This is a genomic window from Chitinophaga qingshengii, assembly GCF_014529935.1.
In the GTDB taxonomy this organism is placed as follows: domain Bacteria; phylum Bacteroidota; class Bacteroidia; order Chitinophagales; family Chitinophagaceae; genus Chitinophaga; species Chitinophaga qingshengii.
In genome coordinates, this window is record NZ_JACVFC010000001.1 from 572945 (window position 1) to 595724 (window position 22780).

At 51.4% G+C, this 22780-nt stretch carries 2 protein-coding genes; both read right to left on the minus strand.

Annotated features, from left to right (window positions below; genetic code table 11):
- Positions 1-7 precede the first annotated feature (7 nt).
- The gene (locus ICL07_RS02105; protein WP_188086295.1) at positions 8-9805 is read right to left on the minus strand and encodes a non-ribosomal peptide synthetase; all 9798 of its coding nucleotides are present in this window, start codon (positions 9803-9805) and stop codon (positions 8-10) included.
- Between the two features lie 36 nt (positions 9806-9841).
- Entirely contained in the window at positions 9842-22756 is a 12915-nt protein-coding gene (locus ICL07_RS02110; RefSeq protein ID WP_188086296.1) for a non-ribosomal peptide synthetase, read from the minus strand.
- Positions 22757-22780: the final 24 nt, after the last annotated feature.

Consider the following 22780-nt stretch of genomic DNA (forward strand, 5'->3'; position numbering starts at 1 on the left):
CAGCGCTTTACAGTTCTATGATGTCTGCATCATCATCTTCGGGCTGTTGTTGCAGCTGATGTAGTTTGATATATTTCGCAAGGGCTTCCACGGTCACCAGCTGGAAGATAGTCCTCACCGACAGTTCCACACCAAATACTTCGCTGACTTCCGCGATCAGTCGCATGGCCAGCAGTGAATGGCCACCCAGCGTAAAGAAGTTATCGTATGTGCCTATCCGTGATACACCCAGCAGCTCCTGCCAGATATCGACCAGCAGCTGTTCCGTTTCATTACGGGGAGCGACGTAGTCTTCTGCCGTCAGCGCTGTAGTGTCCGGAACAGGCAAGGCCTGTTTATCTATCTTTCCGTTGGTAGTGAGCGGAATCGCTTCCAGCTCAATCAGCAGCGATGGCGTCATATAGTCCGGTAATCTGGAAGACAGGTAGGTGAGTAATTCCTGTCTGTCGAATTTGTTACGGGGTACTACATAACCAATCAAACGGTACTGGTCTGTTACAGCGTTTTTCTGTGCTACCACTACTGCCTGGCTGACGGCATCATGGCCTTGCAGTACATTTTCAATCTCTCCCAGCTCTATACGATAACCACGGATTTTCACCTGATCATCGATGCGGCCTATGTATTCCAGGTTACCGTCAGGCTGCCATTTCACAAGGTCGCCGGTTTTGTAGCGTCTGGCGCCGTCCTGCTGGCTGAAAGTATCGGGTACAAATTTCTCCGCTGTCAGTTCCCGGCGATTGAGATAACCACGGGCCACCTGAATACCGCCAATATGCAGTTCCCCTATGCCGCCCGGCGGTACAATATTGCCGGACTTATCCAGCACATAGAGCCGGGTATTGGCGACCGGTTTGCCGATGGGCACTATTTCAATGTCCGCCCCGGTTTTAGGCGCCTGCCAGTAGGTCACGTCGATAGCGGCTTCCGTAGGTCCGTATAAGTTATACAGTTCCGGAACCGGCAGTTTCGTACGGAAAGTATTTACCTGCTGCGGTTTCAGGGCTTCGCCGCTGCATATCACACGGCGTAATGCTATATGTTCACCGGCCGTAACCTGTTCCAGGAAAAGGTCCAGCATGGAAGGCACAAAGTGGATAGTGGTAATACCTTCCTGCGCGATGATATTTTTCAGATAGGCCGGTTCTTTTTGTCCGCCCGGAGCGGCCAGTACTAACCGCGCTCCGACCAGCGAAGGCCATATCAGTTCCCATACAGAGACGTCGAAACAGAAGGTCGTTTTTTGCAAAACAGCGTCTTCGGCAGTAAGCGCAAAATACTCCTGCGCCCATAGCAGCCTGTTCACTACGCCGGCATGTTCATTCATCACACCTTTAGGAACACCGGTAGAACCGGAAGTATAAATCACATAAGCCAGTTGCTGCGGTTGTACGACTGTTTTCACCGGGGAGATAGGTTCTCCCGCGATCTGTGTCCATTCCGCATCGAGGAGGATGGTTTGCCGGGTACCGGTCGTGCCGTTGATGACAGCAGTATGCGCGGAAGTGCTGAGCAGCAGGTCGGCATTGATATCGGCGAGCATGAAGCGTATTCTTTCTGCCGGATATTCAGGATCAATCGGCACATAAGCACCGCCGGCTTTGAGGATGCCCCATATACCGATCACCATTTCAAAGGAACGATCGAGGCAGATGGGGACTAACGTCTCCGTACCTACGCCATGACGTACCAGGTAATGGGCCAGTTGGTTGGACCGTTCGTCCAATTCACGGTAACTGAGTTTATTACCTTCAAACACCAGTGCCACCGCATCCGGCGTGCGGGCTACCTGTTCCGCCAACAGTGTTGTCAGGGTTTTATTAGCCGGGTAATTTCTATAGGTGCTGTTAAAGCTATATAACAACTGCTGTGTTTCATCCTGGGAAAGCAGCGACAGCTGATGTATGTTCGTAGCAGGCGCTTGCACAATGGCTTCCAGCAACCGGCTGAAATGACGGGTCATCCTGCCGATCGTAGCGGCGTCAAACAAGTCGGCACAGTATACGATGCTACCGCTGAGTCCTTCCCCATCTTCCTGTACAGACAACGACAGGTCAAACTGAGCGAAGCTGTGTGCCACTTCTTCGGATTCGATGCTGACACTGCCCAGCTGCAAGGCTGCGGATTCCGGCAAATTCTGCAACACAAACATCACCTGGAACAGCGGTGTTCTGCTCAGGTCGCGCACTTTCATCACCCGCTCTACAATTTTTTCAAAGGGCACATCCTGGTTATCATAGGCGGTGAGCGTCGTTTCTTTTACGGTTTGCAGTAAATCAGTGAAGGACAGGTTATCACGCAGCTGACTGCGCAAGGCCAGGGTGTTGATGAAGAAACCTACCAGGCCTTCCAGCTCCTGCTGTGTTCTGCCGGCAACCGGGGTACCTATGCAAATATCTTCCTGCCCGCTGTAACGGTAGAGTAATACTTTAAACGCCGCCAGCAATGTCATAAACAAGGTAGTACCCTGCTGCTGCGACAATGTTTTCAACCGGGCCGATAATGTTTTGTCCAGCTTAAAATCAAAGCTGTCGCCCCGTACCGGCTGTACCGGCGGACGTTTATGGTCCGTTGGCAATTGCAGCGGCGTAGTAGCTGAGAGTTGCTGCTCCCAGTACGATAACTGTGTATCCAGTACTTCACCGGAGAGATAGTTCCGCTGCCAGAGCGCATAATCCGCATACTGCACGGGCAATGGCGGCAGTACAGCGGTATTGCCGGACACCAGTGCATTATACAATGCTACCAGTTCCCCCACAATAATTCCGGTAGACCATCCGTCTGCCGCAATATGATGCTGTGTTATCTGCAGGATATACTCTTCTTTATCCAGTACCAGCAAATGCGCTCTCAGCATATGATCGGCCGTCAGGCTAAACGGCACTTCAAAGAGGGCGTTGATGAGTTCCTTCAGCTTCGCCTCATTTTTATGCGCCGGCGCTACCAACCTTACATCCAGCTGCCAGGTATCCGGCGCCAGCACCAGTTGATAGGGTTTTCCTTTTTCTTCACGGATTACTGTTCTCAATACTTCATGCCTGTTGACGATCTGTTGAAAAGCATATTCCAGGGCGGATATATCCAGTGCGCCTTTCAACTTCAACACCGCTGGTATGTGGTATTGTATACTTCCCTCCAGGCGGTCAATGAACCAAAGTCTTTCCTGGCTGAATGAAAGCGGAATATGCGCAGGTCTTTCTATCACGGTAACCGCAGGGCGGGTGTTTTTGTCCTGTTGATGTAAACGTGCCGCCAGACTGGCTATGGTAGGATGCAGGAACAAATCGCGGATAGATAGTTCTGCCGCCAGCCTGTTTCTCAGTATAGAGATCAATCGGGTGGCAGATAAGGAGTGTCCGCCGCGCTCAAAGAAATTATCGTGTATGCCTACCTGTTCTACTCCCAGCAACTCTTTCCAGATGTCTGCCAGTTGCTGTTCGGATTCATTCCGGGGCGCCACGTATAAGCTGGCCAGCAGGGCCGCTTCATCCGGATCGGGTAAGGCTTTTTTATCGATTTTACCGTTGATGGTCAGCGGCAGATGATCCAGTTCCACCAGCAACGATGGTACCATATATTCCGGCAGCCGCTCTCTCAGGTAGGCCAGTATAGCATTTTTATCAAAGGTACCCTGCGGCACCACATATCCTACCAGTCGGCCATTGCCATTGCGATCGGGGCGGTTGAGTACAATCGCTTTGCTCACCGCTTCATATTCCAGTAAGGCGCTTTCAATCTCTCCCAGCTCAATACGGAAACCGCGGATCTTCACCTGGTCGTCGATACGGCCCAGGTATTCTATGGTACCATCCGGCAGCCAGCGACCGAGGTCACCGGTGCGGTAAAGCCTGTTGCCCGGAATAAACGGATCAGCAATAAACTTCCCGGCCGATAATGCCGGTCTGTTGAGATATTCCCTGGCTACGCCCATACCGCCTACATATAGCTCTCCTGCCACACCGACAGGTGTCAACGCCTGATATTTGTTCAGGATATAGGCGTATAAGGTAGGAATAGGTTTACCGATTACGCTGGTGCTGCTGTCCAGCTGATCATCCGTCAACTCCTGGAAGGTAACGTGCACGGTGGTTTCCGTGATACCATACATGTTAATCAGGCGGCAATCGGGGTATAATTGTCTCCACGGTTTAATACGGGAAGGATTCAACGCTTCGCCGCCAAAGACGACGATACGGATAGCGGTCGGATGTTGCCGGGCGGTCAGGTAATCCTGCAAGGCATAGAATGCCGACGGCGTCTGATTGAGGATGGTCACACCTTCCCTTATCAGCAGCTCTCCGAATTGCGCGGTATCTTTGGTCACCTCTTTCGGTACTACTACCAACCGTCCACCGTAGAACAAGGCTCCATATATCTCCCATACAGAAAAATCAAAAGAGAAGGAATGGAACATGGTCCATACATCCGCTTCCGTAAAATCAAACAAGGGAGCATCTGTTTTAAACAGGCGGACCACATTCACATGTTCTATCAGCACGCCTTTGGGTTTACCGGTAGAACCGGATGTATAAATCACATATGCCAGATGATGCGGATCGATGGTGATATCCAACGCTGCTGCGGATTCCCGGCTGATCATATCCCAGTCGGTATCCAGTGCCACCACATTCAGTCCCGCAGCGGCCTGATGACAAACTTCCGCACATTGACTGCTGCTGACAACGATTGTGGCCGCTGTATCTTCGAGGATATAACGGATACGGTCCAACGGATAGGAAGGATCTACCGGTACATAAGCTGCACCAGCTTTTAAGATACCCAATATTGCCACGATCATGTCCACACTCCTGTCAATACAAACCGGCACCAGCATTTCGGCTGTGACACCCTGTTGCCGCAGGTAGCGGGCCAGCTGGGAAGAACGTTCGTGTAACTCTCCGTACGTCAACGTCTGTTTTTCGTATACGACCGCAATGTTCAGCGGCGTACGGTTGGCCTGTTCGGTAAACAGGTCCACAATATTTTTCTGTTTCGGATACCCCACCGCCGGAGCCGGCATCAGTTGCTTCAGTTCAGCCGCTGTGTGGATAGCGTTCCTGTTGACCGGCGCTTCATATTGTTCCAGGTAGCCGGTCAGCACTGCATCAAAATAATGTTGCAGCGCTTCCAGGGAATCGCCGGACTTAAATTTACGTTTGAGGGAGTTGTTCACCACCAGCACGTCTCCGCTGATGCTGAGGTTGCAGGTCAGGTAAGTGTTCACCACACCATAACTCAGCACATTGTTCAATTCATGCGGACCTTCTTCTGCCAGTCCTTCTTCCATGTTTTTATACACATGGAAGTTGGTAAAGTTAAAGAGCACATCGAAGAAGGGGTTGCCTTCCAGGAATTGTTCACCGGTGATTTTAATGATTTCAGGCAGACTCACCCTGTCCCGTTTTTTCATTTCCACCAGTTTGTTTTCTATTTGTCTGAAGTAGGTTTTCCAGGTGAAGGCCAGTTTATCCTGCTGAAAACGGAAAGGCAGTGAATTCAGGAAACAGCCAATTACTTTTTCACCATCTTCTTTCGCCGGCCTGTTATTCGTTACCAGTCCAACCGTCACCTCATCTTCATGCGTCAGCATATTCAGGGCGAACAACATCGCACCAAAAAGCAAACCTTTTACAGTGAGCCCGTCTTCTTTGGTCCGTTGTTGCAACAATGCCAGATAAGCCGGTTCATAGGTTGTTACCAGCCTTTTATCTTCTGCTTCCTGGGTGAAGATGTTGAGCCGCTTGTATTCTGCCAGCTCCTGCTGCCAGAATTCGCGGTTCTCTGCGTTTCTTTTTTCGATGATCTGTTCAATCACATAGTCCCTGTAGGAGCATTTAAGCGGCTCCAATGGCGGCACCTCCTCTCCTGCTTTGAGTCTCAGGTAAAGGTTATTCAGTTCCGTATTAAAGGACGCATCGCTCCAGCCATCAATGATAGCGTGATGGCACTGGAAAAGGAAGGCAGAATGCTCTTTCAGATTAAACACCGTGGCACGCCAGGTAGGCGCCTTGTCCATTTGCAGCGGGCGTGTACGTTCTTCTTTCAGGTAGTTATCAATACGGATTTTTGCTTCTTCATCACTCAGGGTCCCGTAATCCAGGTATTCCACCTTCACAGGTATTTCCTTATGTACCAGCTGTAAACCTTCTTTATGGGAGTGCAGATCAAATGTCGTTCTCAGGATAGCGTGTTTTTGCGACAGCATGGAAAGCGCTTTCTCCATCACGACCGGGTCCAGTCCCTTTGCCAGCAGGTGTCCCATCTGATCATGATAGATACCCAGCTCGGGGTTTATCTGGGAAGCGTATACCATTCCGCTCTGTATATCACTCATCGGGTAAACATCTTCTATGAGTGCGGCATCTTCACGGCTGCTCAGCACTTGTTCCTTCAGGGCGGCGATTTCTTTTTCCAATTCCTGCACGGCAGTATCCACCGGTTCAGCAACTTCCCGGTTATCCAGCATACGGGCGATTTGCTCTACCGTAGGCGTACCGTATACTTCAAACAGTTTCACCTCCTGGTCAAATGCCTCCCGGATGCGGGTCACCAGTGTGATCACCATAATGGAGTCGCCACCGAGTTTAAAGAAATCATCATATACACCTACCCCTGACACTTCCAGCACCTCTTCAAAAATCTCCGCCACTTTCTTTTCTACAGGATTGCGGGGTTCCACATGGGTACCCGTTTGCAGCCCCATCACATCCGGGTCCGGCAGGGCTTTTCTGTCTACCTTACCGCCGGGTGTCATGGGCATTTGTTTCAGTTCCACCATCAGCGATGGCAGCATATATTCAGGCAACAGTGTTTTACCATAAGCCAGGATACCTTCCGGATCGTAGGCTCCTGCCGGTACGACGTAGGCCACCAGCCGTTTGTTGTTGTCTTCTCCTTTGGCTACGACAGCAATGCGGTCTACCAGGTCGGACTGTTGCAGGATATTTTCTATCTCTCCCAGTTCTATACGGAAGCCGCGGACTTTCACCTGGTCATCTGCTCTGCCCAGGTATTCGATATTACCGTCGGGCAGCCATTTGGCAAGATCGCCGGTTTTGTACATGAGCGTTCCCAGTTCCTGGCTGAAAGGGTTACTGACAAATTTCGCGGTGGTTAAATCCGAACGGTTCAGGTAACCACGGGTAAGACCAGCACCGCCAATGTGCAGCTCTCCCGTAACGCCCACGGGTACCGGGTTTCCGTGTGTATCCAGCAGATATACCTTCACGTTGGCCAGCGGGCGGCCGATAGGCAACGCCTCACCTGATCCGGCACTATCCGGCGTATAGCGGTATACGATAGCGGAGACCGTGGTTTCCGTAGGCCCGTAGATGTTATAAAAATCCACCAGTCCGGTCCATTTATCGGCAAATACTTTTCGGCACAACTCCCCTCCTGAAACAATCCTTTTTAGTCCGCCATAAGTACCTGGTCTTAGATTCATCAGGAAGCTGGGCGTGGCTTCCAGGTGGGTAATATGCTGATCGGTGAGGAATTTTTCAAATAATACCGTATCCAGTTGCGTAGTGGTATCTACCAATACCAACGCACAGCCATTCAGCAAGGCGAAAAATATTTGTTCTACCGAAGCGTCGAAAATATAGTTGGATACGAGCAATATTCTTTCATCGCGGCCGATATTGTATTCCCTGCTCTGGCAATGAATCAGGTTGACCAGCGATTTTTGCGTGGCTAATACACCCTTAGGCTGACCAGTAGAACCGGAAGTATAGATCACATAAGCCAGTTGCGTAGATTTGATATCCAGCTGCAACGGCGTTTTGGGGAAAGGCCCGATGATATCGTCGTTATCCAGTGTAACGATGCTAACGGCGTGGGTAGTGCTTCTTAGCTTGGCGATGATATTTTCGTTGGTCAGAATAATACCCGCGCCGGTATCAGCCAGTATATAGTTGATTCTTTCCAGCGGGTATTCCGGGTCAACGGGCACGTAGGCGCCACCTGCCTTGAGGATACCCAGTATACTGACGATCATCTCCGGAGAGCGGTCAATACAGATGGGTACCAGTGTTTCCGCCTTCACGCCTTTACCATGCAGGTAATGGGCCAGCTGGTTGGATCTTTCATCCAGCTGCCGGTAGGTCAGCGTAGTGTTGCCATGCACCAGGGCCGGCGCATCCGGGGTGGCAGTCACATGCTCCGCAAACAATGAAACGATGGAAGCATCGGTGGGATAAGGGGTTTCAGTATTGTTGAAAGTATGCAGCAACAGTTGTTCTTCCGCATTGTTTAACAGCAACAGCGAACCTATTCTCGTAGCAGGAGCAGCTACGACAGAACGCAGCAGTTGCTCAAAATGTCCCATCATACGGTCGATGGTGCCTTTGGTGAACAGGTCGATGCAATACTCCACTCCGATGAACAAACCATCCGGTCCTTCTTCCGTTGTTACAGTCATATCGTAACGGGCCATGTCCTGCGCTGTTTTTACAGAAGAGAACTCCACCTCACCCAGGTGGAGATCCGGCACTTCCGGCATGTTCTGCAACACAAAGGCTACCTGGAACAACGGCGGGCGGCTCTGGTCCCTGTTTTCAATAACAGCGTCCACAATTTTTTCAAACGGCACGTCCTGGTGTTCGTAAGCGTGAAGGGTGGTTTCTTTCACCTGTTGTAATAGCGTGGTGAAAGCAGGGTTGTTACCCAGGTCATCTCTCAATACCAGGGTATTGACGAAAAAGCCGATCAGCCCTTCTATTTCCTTACGCACCCTGCCGGCAATGGGACTGCCCACACAAATATCATCCTGACCGCTATAGCGGTGTAATAACACTTTAAAGGCAGCCAGTAAGGTCATGAATAAGGTAGTGCCTTGCTGGCGCGATAATGTGCGCAGCTGTTGCAGCAAGGCAAGATCCAGTTTATAGCTGGTAGCGGCGCCGCGGGGGCTTTGTATTGGCGGACGGGGGAAGTCCAGCGGCAGCTGTAAAGCCGCTACGCCGCCCAGTTTCTGTTTCCAGAAACTGAGTTGTTTTTCCAGTCCTTCCCCTGAAAGATTTTCCTGCTGCCAGATGGCAAAATCGGCATATTGCAATTCCAGCTCCGGCAGTTGCGGGGCGCGGTTTTCAATGTACGCCTTGTATAATTCCACCAGCTCCTGTACGATAATACCGGTAGACCATCCATCGGAAGCGATATGGTGTAGGGTCACTTCCAGGATATGCTCTTCTGCCCCCAGGATAATCAGATGCGCCCGCAACATATGATCTGCGGCCAGATCAAAGGGAGTATCGATCAGTTTTTTGATGAAGTCCTGCAAAGCAGCCTCGTTATTGACGTACAGGGGTTCGTCCACAATTTCCAGTTGCCAGGCGCCGGGCGCCAGTATGTGCTGGTAGGCGATACCGGACTGCTGACCGATGACCGTTCTCAACACTTCATGCCGGTTAACGATCGTTTGTAAGGCATGCTGCAACGCGTGGCGGTCCAGGCGGCCTTTCAGTCGTAACACCGTGGGGATATGATAAGGTACGCTACCTTCCAGCTGATCGATGAACCACAAACGTTCCTGGCTAAACGAAAGCGGGATACGGGTGACCGATTTTCTGCGTTCCGGATCTATCCTGTTGCCGGGTGTTTGATCGGAAGCAGGCTGCCGGGTAGTTTTCAGGTAGTCAATTAAATGAGTTTTGTGGTTTCTCAGCTCATCCAGGAATAAACCATCAATTTCTCTGTCCTTTTCGATCTGCACAACCAGTTCATTTTCTTCGAGGGATATTTTTATTCCATCCTCATTGGCGCGTTCCAGGAGCGCTAGTACATTGATAAATTTATGATCAGACATGTTTGATGAGTTTTAGATTGACAAACGGGCGCATGATTAGAGTTTAAAAGTTTTCACATCCTTAGCGGGTGTGAGTGTATCCTGTTGATGGAGTTGCAGATGCCTGCTTAACCCTTCAATGGTAGGGAGCTGGAAAATTAGTCCCACCGGCACTTCTATCTGCAATACCTCCCTGATTTCAGATATCAGGCGCATGGTGAGCAGGGAGTGTCCGCCGAGTTCAAAGAAGTTGTCTTTGATACCCACCCGTTCTACGTTGAGCAGTTGTTGCCAGATGTTCACCAACTGGCGTTCTTTCTCATTGCGGGGCGCGAGATATTCGGAGGTCAGCAGTTCATCTGCTGCCGGATCGGGCAATGCTCTTTTATTCACCTTACCATTCGCGGTCAGCGGCAGTTTGTCCAGCTTCACCAGCAGCGACGGTACCATATATTCCGGCAGCCTGCTGTTGAGGTAAAGCCTTATGGCGTCCTTATCAAAACTGCCTTCCGGCACGATATACGCTACCAGCCGCTTGAAGCCGTTATTATCCGCTTTAGCCAGTACCACGGCCTGGTTTACCAGCGGGCATTGTTGCAGGGCGCTTTCCACTTCACCCAGCTCTATCCGGTAACCACGGATTTTCACCTGGTCGTCTATACGGCCCAGGTATTCGATATTACCGTCCGGCAGCCAGCGGGCCAGGTCTCCTGTCCGGTACATCCGGGCTTTCGGATGGGCACTGAAAGGATCGGCCAGAAATTTTTTCGCCGTCAGTTCCGGCTGATGCAGGTATCCATTAGCCACCTGCACACCGCCGATATATAATTCGCCGGGGATGCCTCTGCCGCATAGCTCTCCGCGGCTATCGAGGATGTAAAGGGAGGTATTGCTGATGGGCTTGCCGATAGGTGGAAGCAACCTTTCCGCGAAGTCTGTTTCAGCGACTTCATAAGAGCTGACCACATGCGCCTCCGTAGGGCCGTAATGGTTATAGAGCGTAGCGCCCGTGTTATCCAGCAACGCCTTGATATCAGCGCTGAGCCTAAGTTGCTCCCCTGCCGTAAAGATGATTTCCAGCGAAGCGGGATAAAGGGAGATGGCTTTGGCATAATCCGCCAGGCTCTTGAGCACCACGTAAGGCAGGAAGAGATAATTGATCCGGTAGTGCCGGATCTGCCGCAACAGTTCACCCGCGTCGCGGCGCGTACTTTCTTCTATGAGGAACAAAGTATGTCCCAGACATAGAGCGGAGAATATTTCCTGGAAGCTCACATCAAAATTCAGACTGGCGAACTGCAGTATCCTTTTGCTGAGCGAAGTGTTCATCTGCCCCTGCTGCCATTGCAACAGGTTGATCATGGCGCTGGAAGGCATTTCCACGCCTTTGGGGTTACCGGTAGTACCGGAAGTGTAGATGACATAAGCTACCGGCGCCGTTACTGTTTCTTCGGCAGATAATACCGGTCCGGCACCGATAGTCGCCCATTCCTTATCTATTTCAATGATGTCTGCACCGGATGATAGTTTCACTTTCGCAGCGCAACTGCTGCTGCTCAATATAACCGGACCCGCCGTATCGGTGATCATATAACGGATACGCGCCTCCGGATATTCGGGGTCTACGGGAACATAAGCGCCACCCGCCTTGAGCACCCCCCATATACCGACGATCATGTTCAGTGACCTTTCAATACATACCGGTACTAATGTGCCGGCTGTGACGCCTTTGTTGCGCAGATAGGCCGCCAGTTTACCGGAACGTTCATCCAGTTCGCGGTAGCAGAGCTGCTCCCCTCCCAGCACCACGGCGATGCCACCCGGATTGCTGGCAACCTGCGCGGCGAACATGGCTGGCAGCGATTTCACTGCGGGATATTTAACAGCCGTATCGTTGAGCGAGGATAAAAGATAACGCCGTTCTTCTTCGCCAAACAGCGGCAACGTATCAATACGCTCTGCCGGTGATAAAGTGATGCTGCGCAGCAACTGTTCAAAGTGGGCAAACAACTGTCTGATGGTGTCTTCCCTGAACAAGTCGGTGCAGTATTCAATATTTACCTGCAAACCACCGTCGTTTTCCGATACAAAAAAGGTGAGATCAAATTTGGCGGAAGTGTGCTCCGATGCTTCCGGCGTCAGTTGTACTCCGGAGAGAGAAGGACTGCCGCTTTCTTTGGTTTCCCATACAAACATCACCTGGAAAACGGGGCTGCTGCTGAGGTCCCGATGTTTCACCACCGTTTCCACGATCTTCTCAAAGGGGACATCCTGGTGATCGTAGGCGCGGAGTAAAGTAGTTCTTACTTCCTGCAACAATGCAGTAAAAGAAGGATTGTCACTCAGATCACTGCGCAAGGCCAGTGTGTTGACAAAGAATCCTATCAGTCCTTCTACTTCCTGTTGTGTTCTGCCGGAAACAGGCGTACCCACGCAGATATCCGTTTGACCGGTGTACCGGTGCAGCAATACCTTGAACGCCGCCAGCAGTGTCATAAACAAGGTAGTTCCCTGTTCCTGGCTGAGTTGCAGTAAATGAGCCGTTGTTTCCTTTCCGATAGCGTAGGACCGGAGGGCTCCCCGGTTACTTTGCACCGCTGGCCTGGTGAAATCTGCCGGCAGATTCAGGACGGTCACGTCTTCCAGTTTTTCTTTCCAGTATGCCAGCTTGCGGGCCAATACTTCACCGCTGAGGTATTTCCGTTGCCAGATAGCATAATCCGCATACTGAACGGAGATATCCGGCAGCTGCGCTGTTGCACCCTGCACAAAGGCGGCGTAGTGTGCAAGAAACTCCTGTAACATAATACCATGCGACCATTCGTCGGATACCAGGTGATGCAGGGTTAATACCAGGATAAATTCCTGTTGGGGTAAAGTGATGAGCTGTGCGCGCAACAGATGGTCTGTTGTCAGATCAAACGGCCGGTCTGTCAGTGCGGTGATCAATGTCTTCAGCGCAGCAGGATCATCCGCATATTGTTCTCCGTCTATTATTCCGAGTTCCCACTTATCAGGCCCCATGATGTGCTGGTAAGGCGTTCCGTGTTGTTGAACGAAGACGGTACGTAATACTTCATGGCGGTTAATCGTCGTACGCAGCGCATAGGCCAGCGCTTCCGGTTGCAAAGCACCTTTCATTCTCAGCACCATCGGAACATGGTATTGCACGCTGCCTTCCAGCTGGTGAATGAACCACAAACGTTCCTGTCCGTACGAAAGCGGGATCAGCGCAGGTCTGGCGCCCGCCGCCAGTTGTGGTGTGCGCAGCATGTCCGTTTGTGCCGACAATCGGCCGGACAACAGTGCGATGGTAGGATAATCAAAGATGTCGCCGATCGCGACTTCTACTCCTAACTCTTTTCTGATAGCAGATACCACACGGATAGCCAGCAACGAATGTCCGCCGAGGGCAAAGAAATCGTCCTGGATACCCGGTTCTTCTACTTCGAGCAAATGCCCCCAGATTTTAGCCAATACTTGCTGTAAAGGCGTTTCCGGCGCCACATATCCATCTCCTGTTACAGTCAATGCCGGATCAGGCAGCGCTTTTCTGTCTACCTTACCATTGGCTAATAAGGGAAAACTATCCAGTACCACCAGGGCGGAAGGAATCATATAATCCGGCAAATGTTGCTCCAGCCAGGTATCGATGCTCTCCTGGTCGAAGGTATCTTCCACGGTGAGATAACCAATCAGCCGCTTGCTGTCACTGTCTTCCCCGCGTGCTACTACCACGGCCTGGGAGATACCTCCCCGCTGCAACAGCGCTTTCTCTACCTCACCCAGCTCTACCCGGTAACCACGGATTTTCACCTGGTCATCCGCACGACCGGCGAATAACAGGTTGCCGTCCGGCAATACCTTTACGAGATCGCCGGTGCGATATAGTTTACCACTGCCGGCGATGAACGGATCGTCCACAAAACGACCGGCAGTTAAGGTTTCATTGTACAAATAACCCGTTGCTACGCCGTCTCCGCCGATATACAGTTCCCCCGGAACACCCGCCGGGCATAACCTGCCGGCGTCATTCAGCACATATAAACGGGTGTTGGAGAAAGGCCTGCCAACGGGAATATAATGACCATAGGGGGTATCATCGTTCACTACGTGCAGCAGTTTTCCGATAGTCGTTTCCGTCGGACCATAGTGGTTCACAATCGTTCCTTTCCAACCCGCGGCACGAATAGTATGTATGGTGGCCGTTTCCAGCGCTTCGCCGCCAAATATCAGCAACTTCTCCGGCAACAATAATCTTCCGTCAGCAGACAATGCTCGCCAGTGGGAAGCTACGATCTTGATACAATCTATCGGATGGGCAGCGAAATAGTTACCCAGCAATTCACCATCACTGATCATTTCTTTGGAGAAGAGATGTAAACTACCTCCGCTCAACAGCGACGGGAACAGCACGGTATTACCCAGGTCCGTAGCGATACTGGACAATAATCCGAACGAACGGCTATGCTGTAGCGGCAATGCGGCTCTCAGGCCGAAGATATAATCCATCAGGTTGCGGTGTGTGACCGTAACGCCTTTGGGTTTGCCGGTACTGCCGGAAGTATAAATCACGTACACTACATCGTCCGGTGCGGGCAACGTCGCCGGCACACGCCCATCCGCAAGGGTGATGGCGGTCTCATCTCCATCCAGCGTTATCACCGGGATATCCACTGCAGATAGTTTCGCTTTGCAGGGCTTATCGCTGACCAATAGCTGTGCACGGGTATCTTCCAGTATAAACGCTACACGGTCCGCCGGGAAATCCGGATCTATCGGCACATAGGCCGCACCTGCCTTGATAATACCGAGTATACCCACTATCATCGCGGCAGATCTTTCCACGTATAAAGGCACCAGTGTTCCGGGTTGTACACCTTGCTGATGCAGGTAATGCGCGAGCTGATCAGCGCGTTCATTCAACTGCTGATAGGTAAGCCGTATATCTTCAAATACCAGCGCAGTCGCTTCCGGCGTAGCCGTTACCTGCGCATTAAACAGGTCAGCAAAGGTCTTATCCAGCGGATAAGGAACAGTGGTATGGAAAGCAGCCTGTAGTTCCTTTTCCTCCGCAGCAGACAACATCGGCAGTGCATCAATTGTTTGTGAAGGGTTGGCCACGATGGCCTGTAGCAGGGCTACATAGTGATCGCCCATGCGGGCAATGGTTTCTTCCTTAAACAGATCGCTTTTATAGACTGCATTTACGTGTAGCCCTGCGGGTTCGTCTGCTACGAAGAAAGTGAGGTCGAATTTGGCGGTGGTGATAGGCACGTCTTCTCCGGACCAGATCACCTCTCCCAGCTTCAGGTCTTCTTCGCCCGGCACATTCTGCATGACAAACATGGTCTGGAACAGCGGACTTCTCGAAGGATCGCGGTCTTTCACCACCGTTTCCACCACCTTTTCAAACGGCACATCCTGGTAGTTGTACGCATCCAGGGTAGTTTCCTTCACCTGTTGCAACAGTTTCCGGAAATCCGGACCATCACTCAGGTCGCTACGCAATGCCAGGGTATTAATAAAGAAGCCAATCAGGTTTTCTATTTCGGGTTGTGGACGGGCAGCAGCAGAGCAACCTACACTGATATCCGTTTGATGGCTGTAACGGTACAGCAACACTTTAAACGCTGCCAGCAAGGTCATATAGAGGGTAGCTCCTTCCTGCTGCGCCAGCTGTGAGAGCTGGTCTGACAGTGTTTTATCGATGCTGAAAAGAATACTGCTGCCACGGGTGGTTTGTGTGGCTGGCCGTGCAAAGTCTGTCGGCAGGTCCAGCGGCGCCACCCCGCTCAGTTTTTCTTTCCAGTAGGCCAGTTTATGCTCCAGCACATCGCCTGTCAGATAGTTGCGCTGCCAGATAGCATAGTCTGCAAATTGCAGGTGCATAGGCGGCAGCTGTGGCGTCCGTTCTTCCGTATAGGCGGCGTATAGCTCCATTACCTCATTGACAATAATACCAGCCGACCAGGCATCAGAAGCGATATGATGTATCACCAGCGCCAGCACATATTCGTTGTTGTCCTGCGCAATCAGGTGCGCACGCAGCATATGATCGGCTGACAGGTCGAAAGGTTTTTCTACCAGCGACTGTACATAGGCCTGCAAAGCGCCTTTATCTTTTTTATACAAGGGCTCATCTGTCACTGCCAGTTCCCAGGGACGATCGAGAATACGCTGATAAGGCACGCCTTTTTCCTCCCGGATAACGGTACGCAGCACCTCATGGCGTTGTACAATGGTCTGCAAGGCATACGCGAGTGCTTCCGTATTAAGATTTCCTTTCAGCCGCAGTACTTCCGTGATATGATAATGTATGCTTCCTTCCAGCTGGTCAATAAACCACAAACGTTCCTGGCTATACGACAACGGAACACGATGTGGCCTGGGTAGGGCTTCTACCACCGGCAGCTGCCGGCTTTTGTCCGGGGATTGCTGTTGTACATAGGCGGCCAGCTCTGCTACCGTAGGATATAAGAATAAACGTTTCACCGGCAGCTCTGTACCGGTTTCACGGAAAAGGACTGACATGAGGCGCATAGCCATCAGCGAGTGACCGCCCAGCTGGAAGAAGTTATCGTATATGCCTATCTGATGTACGCCCAGCAGTTCCTGCCAGCTGTTGATCAACACCTGTTCCAGCCGGTTGCGGGGCGCTACATACTGGTGCGCCAGCTGCCCGTCGGCAGCAGGTTCCGGCAGCGCGTGTTTGTCTATTTTACCATTCGGCGTCAGCGGAAGGGCATTCAGCTCTACCAGCACCGGCAGCATATATTCAGGTAATCTTTCCTTGAGGAAAGCCAGCATTTCTCCTTTATCGTAATCCGCATCCGGTACCAGGTAAGCCACCAGACGCTGTAATCCTTTATGATCAGGCTTGGCTACTGCCACTACCTGCTGCACCTGTCCGGATTCAGCGATCACACTTTCCACTTCTCCCAGTTCAATACGATGACCGCGGATCTTCACCTGGTCATCCATACGGCCCAGGAACTCAATATTACCATCCGGCAGCCACTTGCCAAGGTCGCCGGTTTTATACATTCTTTGTCCGCTGCGGAAAGGATCTGCTACAAACTTCTGTGCGGTCAGCTCCTCGAGGTTCAGGTAACCACGTGCTACGCCAATACCGGATACACAGATCTCCCCGGGTATGCCCAGCGGACATAACTGTCCCTGTTTATCGAGGATGTAAATCTGCAGGTTCTGAATAGGCGCTCCTACCGGGATATTGGCAGCGGCAGGCGCTTCGTACATGTAGTAGAAACTCACGTCATCGGAGGCTTCCGCAGGGCCATAGGCGTTTACTACCGGGATAGTACGGAACAACGGATGACTAAACCATTCCTGTAACAGCTGTCTGGTTACGGCTTCTCCGGTTACCAGCAGGTAACGTACGGAACGCAGCGTAACGTTGGCATGTTCATGCAATACCGCGGTAAGATAAGAAGGTACCAGCTGCAACAGGGTTACCTGTCGCCTGTCGGCATCTGCTATCAATGCTGCCGGATGCAGTATCAACTGCTGCGAATAAATAATCGTACGGCCGCCGCAGATAAATGCATTCAACATCTGCCAAACCGAAATATCAAAAGTATAGGAAGCGGTAAAGGCTACCACAGAGGTACTATTCATCTCAAATTCACTCACCATGGCCAGCAGGTGGTTGAGCATACCCAGATGTTCCACCAGTACGCCTTTAGGCCGTCCTGTAGATCCTGAAGTATAGATCATATAGGCCAGATGATGCGGGGCCGGTTGCACCGATGGTCTTGCAGACGATAAGGCTGCAATAGTGGCATCTTCCTCATCCAGGATCACAAAATCAGCGGCAGTAGCGGCAGGAATCCTTTCCCTGGCATAACGGCTGGTCACGATCAGCTTTGCATTACTGTCGGCCAGCATATAGCTGATGCGTCCGGCAGGCGATTCAGGATCGACCGGCACATAGGCACCCCCGGCTTTCAGTATGCCCAGCACCGCGACGATCATGTTGATGGAACGTTCTATACATACCGGTACCAGCGTATCCGGCACAACTCCCTTGCTGATAAGATAATGTGCCAGCCGGTTAGTTTGTTCATCCAGTTCCTGGTAGGTCAGCTGTCTGTCTTCAAATACCAGCGCAATTGCTTCCGGCGTAGCCGCTACCTGCGCTGCAAACAGGTCAACAAACGTTTTACCGGCAGGATAAGGAACAGCGGTATCATTGAAGTCATATAACAGCTGTTGCGTTTCCGCCGGTGTCAGTAAATTCAGCCCGCTTATCTGCGAAGCGGGTGAAGCAGCAACGGCACGCAGCAAAGTCTCATAATGCCTTATCATCCGGTCTATGGTAGCCTCGGTGAACAAATCCACACACCAGCTTACATCTCCGCTGATACCGGCTTCGCTATCGCTGATAGAAAAGTTCAGGTCAAATTGTGCCGTTGTACGCTCTGCCTGCTGCAAAACAACTTCCAGTTCATGCAAGTGCAGGTGCTGTTCTTCCGGTGTGCTCTGCAAGTCAAACATGACCTGGAACAGCGGTGTTCTGCTCAGTGATCTTTCCGCTACCACCACTTCCACCACTTTTTCAAAAGGCACTTCCTGGTGATCATAGGCGCTTAATGTGGTTTGTTTCACCTGTTCCAGCAATGTCAGGAAAGAAGGATCTCCACCCAGATAACTGCGTAGGGCCAGGGTATTGACGAAGAAGCCGATGAGCACTTCTGTTTCCCGTTGCGTTCTGCCGGCGATAGGGCTGCCTACGCAGATGTCTTCCTGGCCGCTGTAACGATAGAGTAATACTTTGAAAGCTGCCAGCAGGGTCATAAATAAAGTGGTGCCCTGCTGATAGGATAATGTTTTCAATTGTTCCGACAGCTCCCGGTCCAACACAAATTTTTTACCGGCGCCGCGGGTACTCTGAATCACCGGTCTTAGATGATCCGTAGGCAGGTTCAGCGTTGTTACGCCTGACAGTTTATCTTTCCAGTAAGCTAATTTTTTATCCAGTATATCGCCGGTCAGCCAGGTCCGTTCCCAAATGGCGTAGTCCGCATATTGCAATGGCAATGGTTCCTGTTGAAGGAAACGGTCTTCGGCGTAGGCGGCATAACGTTCTGTCAGTTCTTTGATGATGATACCGGCGGACCAGAGGTCAGATGCGATGTGATGAATAACCACCACCAGTATATGTTCTTCCTCTCCCAGCACAATAAGATTGGCCCTCAACATATAATCCGCGGCGAGATCAAAGGGAATATTGACCAATGTGGTAATCTTCGTTTGTATGGCGGCGGCATCTTGCTCATCTATGACAGGCATTTCCCAGCCGCTTGCCTCCAGGATACGCTGGTAGGGTACACCGCCTTCTGTATCTATCACCGTGCGTAACACCTCATGCCGGGCAATGATGCCCTGTATAGAAAATGCCAGCGCTGTTTTATTGAGTTTTCCTCTGAGATGCAGAATGGCTGGCAGATGATATTGGGTACTACCTTCTTCCAGCTGGTCTATGAACCACAAACGTTCCTGGCTATACGACAATGGGATATGTTCGGGCCTTTCTGCTGCTTCCACGGGTGGTAGCTGCAGCCCTTCGCCGGCAGCCTGCACCAGGTCTGCCAGTCCGGCGATAGTAGGATAAAGGAATAAGGACTTAATCGTTAGCTCCGTATTCATTTCCCGGCGAATAGCAGCTACCAGCCGCATGGCCAGCAGCGAGTGACCACCTATGTTAAAGAAATTATCGTATATCCCTACCCGTTCAAGGTTCAGCAATTGCTGCCAGATATCCGCCAGCTGCTTTTCTGTGGCGTTACGGGGCGCTACCCAGGTAGTAGTCAGCAACAGCGACATATCCGGGTCAGGCAATGCCTGCCGGTTGATTTTTCCGTTGGCGGTCAATGGCAGCTTTTCCATCTCCATCAGCAGCGAAGGGATCATAAACTCCGGCAGCTTATCTTCCAGGTAGTGAATGATATCATCACGCAGGAACGGGCCTTCCGGCACAATATATCCTACCAGTTTTTTAATTCCGTCCTTGTCTGCTTTCGCCAGCACCACGGCCTGATTCACCAGCGGGCATTGCAGCAACACACTTTCTATTTCACCCAGCTCTATACGGAAACCCCGGATCTTCACCTGTTCGTCTATCCTTCCCAGGTACTCGATGGTACCGTCGGGCAACCACCGGCCCAGGTCACCGGTGCGGTACATACGCATGGCGCCGTCCGGGTTGAAAGGATTCCGGATAAACTTCTCGGCTGTCAGCGCTTCCCTGTTCAGGTAACCACGCGATACGCCAATCCCCGACACGCAGATCTCACCGGCAACACCTACCGGACATAACTGCAGCGCAGTATTCAGTACATACAACTGCAGGTTCTGCACCGGTTTGCCCAATGGTACGTTCGCCCCGGCAGGAGCGCTGTGCATAATATGATGACAGATATCGTCTGACGCTTCCGTAGGGCCGTAAGCGTTCACCACGGGTATCTTGCTGAAATGCGGATGCTCAAACCATTGCTGCAGCAACGGCTGACTGACGGCCTCTCCTGTTACCATCAGGTATTCGAGGTGCGGCAAGGTAATACCGGTATCTTCCCGCAGCAAGGCTGCCAGGTAGGAAGGCACCAGCTCCAGGATAGTAATCCGGTCTTCATCGATATGCCGGATAAACTGTTCGGGCTGGAATATCAGTTCTTCCGGATAGATAATTGTTTGTCCACCGCATACCAGTGCGGCAAACATCTGCCACACAGAAATATCAAATGTATACGAAGCGGTAAAAGCCAGCTTTGTTCTTTCATTGATATGCAGGTCATTTATTTTGGCATACAGATGATTGAGCATACCACGATGCTCTACCATCACACCTTTCGGCTTGCCCGTGGATCCGGAGGTATAGATGACATAAGATAATTTCGGTTGCAATGGGGCCGTGACAGGGAAGTTTTTCTTCTGCTGGTTTAGTATCACCCGGCCACCATCGAGCGCAATGATATCTGTATCTGCCAGATGCGGTAATTTCTGCAACCCGTAGGTACTGGTCACCACGGCACGGGCACGGCAATCTTCCAGCATATAGCCGATACGGGCAGCCGGATACTCGGGATCTACCGGCACGTAGGCACCACCCGCTTTCCAGATTCCCAATATGCCGATAATCATTTCAGGACCGCGTTCGATGCAAAGCGGTACCAGCGTATCTTCCTTCACACCTACCGCCCGCAGGTAATGCGCCAGCTGATTGGAGCGTTCTTCCAGCTCCAGGAAACTAACAGCCGTATCCCCGGAAATAATGGCGGTCGCCTCCGGCGTTTGCCGGGAACGCACGCTGATCAGCGACGGGATCGTTTCTCCGGAAGGGTATGCCCGTTGGGTGTCGTTAAACTCCACCAGTAGCTCATAGGCTTCCTTGGAAGTAAGCATGTTCAACGCACCGACCTGTTGCGCCGGTGTCTCCACAATATCTTCCAGCAACAGTTCAAAATGTACCATCAGCCGTTCTATGGTGGCAGCATTGAACAAATCTGCACAATACACGATTTGGCCGCTCAGTCCTTCCGGCGTTTCTTCCATGGAAAGGGTGAGGTCGAAAGGCGCGGTGATATGTGCCGCCTCTTCCAGCGTCAGCTGCAGGTCTCCCAGCTGCAGCGCAGGTTCTTCCGGCACGTTCTGCAATACAAACTGTACCTGGTACAGCGGGTTCCGGCTCAGGTCCCGCTCTTTCACCACTGCTTCCACTACTTTTTCAAAGGGCACATCCTGGTTTTCATAAGCGCCCAGCGTGGTTTGTTTTACCTGTTCCAGTAATGATATAAAGGAAGGATTATCACTCAGGTCACTGCGTAAGGTGAGGGAGTTCAGAAAGAAACCAATTAACCCCTCCGTTTCCTGTTGTGTTCTGCCGGCGATCAATGTACCTACACAGATATCTTCCTGACCGCTGTAACGATACAGCAACACCTTGAAAGCGGCCAGCAACGTCATAAACAAAGTAGTTTCCTGTTTAAGGGAAAGTGCCTGTATTTTGTCTGACAGTTCCTTACTGAGCTGAAATCTTTTGCTGTCGCCGCGCGTGCTTTGTACCACCGGCCTGGTAAAATCCACCGGCAGTTGTAAGGTAGCCGCTCCTGTGAGTTTATCTTTCCAGTACCTTATTTTTTTGTCCAGTACCTCTTCTGATAAATAATTCCGTTGCCAGACTGCATAGTCTGCATACTGGATATCCAGTGACGGCAGCTGGGCCGGCCGGCGCTCCAGCGCTGCGCGGTATAGCTCCACCAGCTCCTGAACGATGATGCCGGTAGACCAGCCATCAGACGCGATATGGTGAATCACGATCACCAGCGTATGGTCTTCCACGCCTTGTACAATCAGCTGTGCCCGCAGCATATAGTCGTACTGCAAATCAAAGGGAGCAGCGACATAAGACTGTATATAGGATTGCAACAGGGGTTTGTTGTTTCGGTAGGCATCATCATCAACGGTCGTCAACTGCCAGGCATCTGCCGGTTGTATATGCTGATAGGCTATTCCCTCATGAGCGGTGATCACCGTACGTAACACCTCGTGACGGCTGACAATGGTATGCAGCGCATATTCCAGGGCGTCTTTCTCCAGGGCGCCTTTCAGGTGAAGGATGGCCGGCACATGATATTGTGCGCTGCTCCCTTCCAGCTGATCGATGAACCATAAACGTTCCTGGCTAAACGAAAGTGGTACGCGCAGCAGGCTTTCCCTGTCATACGGTTGAATACCGGCGAGCAGCGCCTTGTCTGCTTCACCGGCTTTATATGTTTTGAAATAGGCGATCAGGTATTCTTTGTTCTCTTTCAGTTTGTCCAGCAGCAGCTCATCTATCTCTTTCTCCTCATGCATATGCAGGAGGAGTTTATCATTATCCAAAGACAGTTTTATACCGCTATCGCTGGCTTCTTTGAGCAGATCTATTATACCGGCGAGATTAGAGTCTATCATAGTTAAAAATTTTGAAGCGGTGAG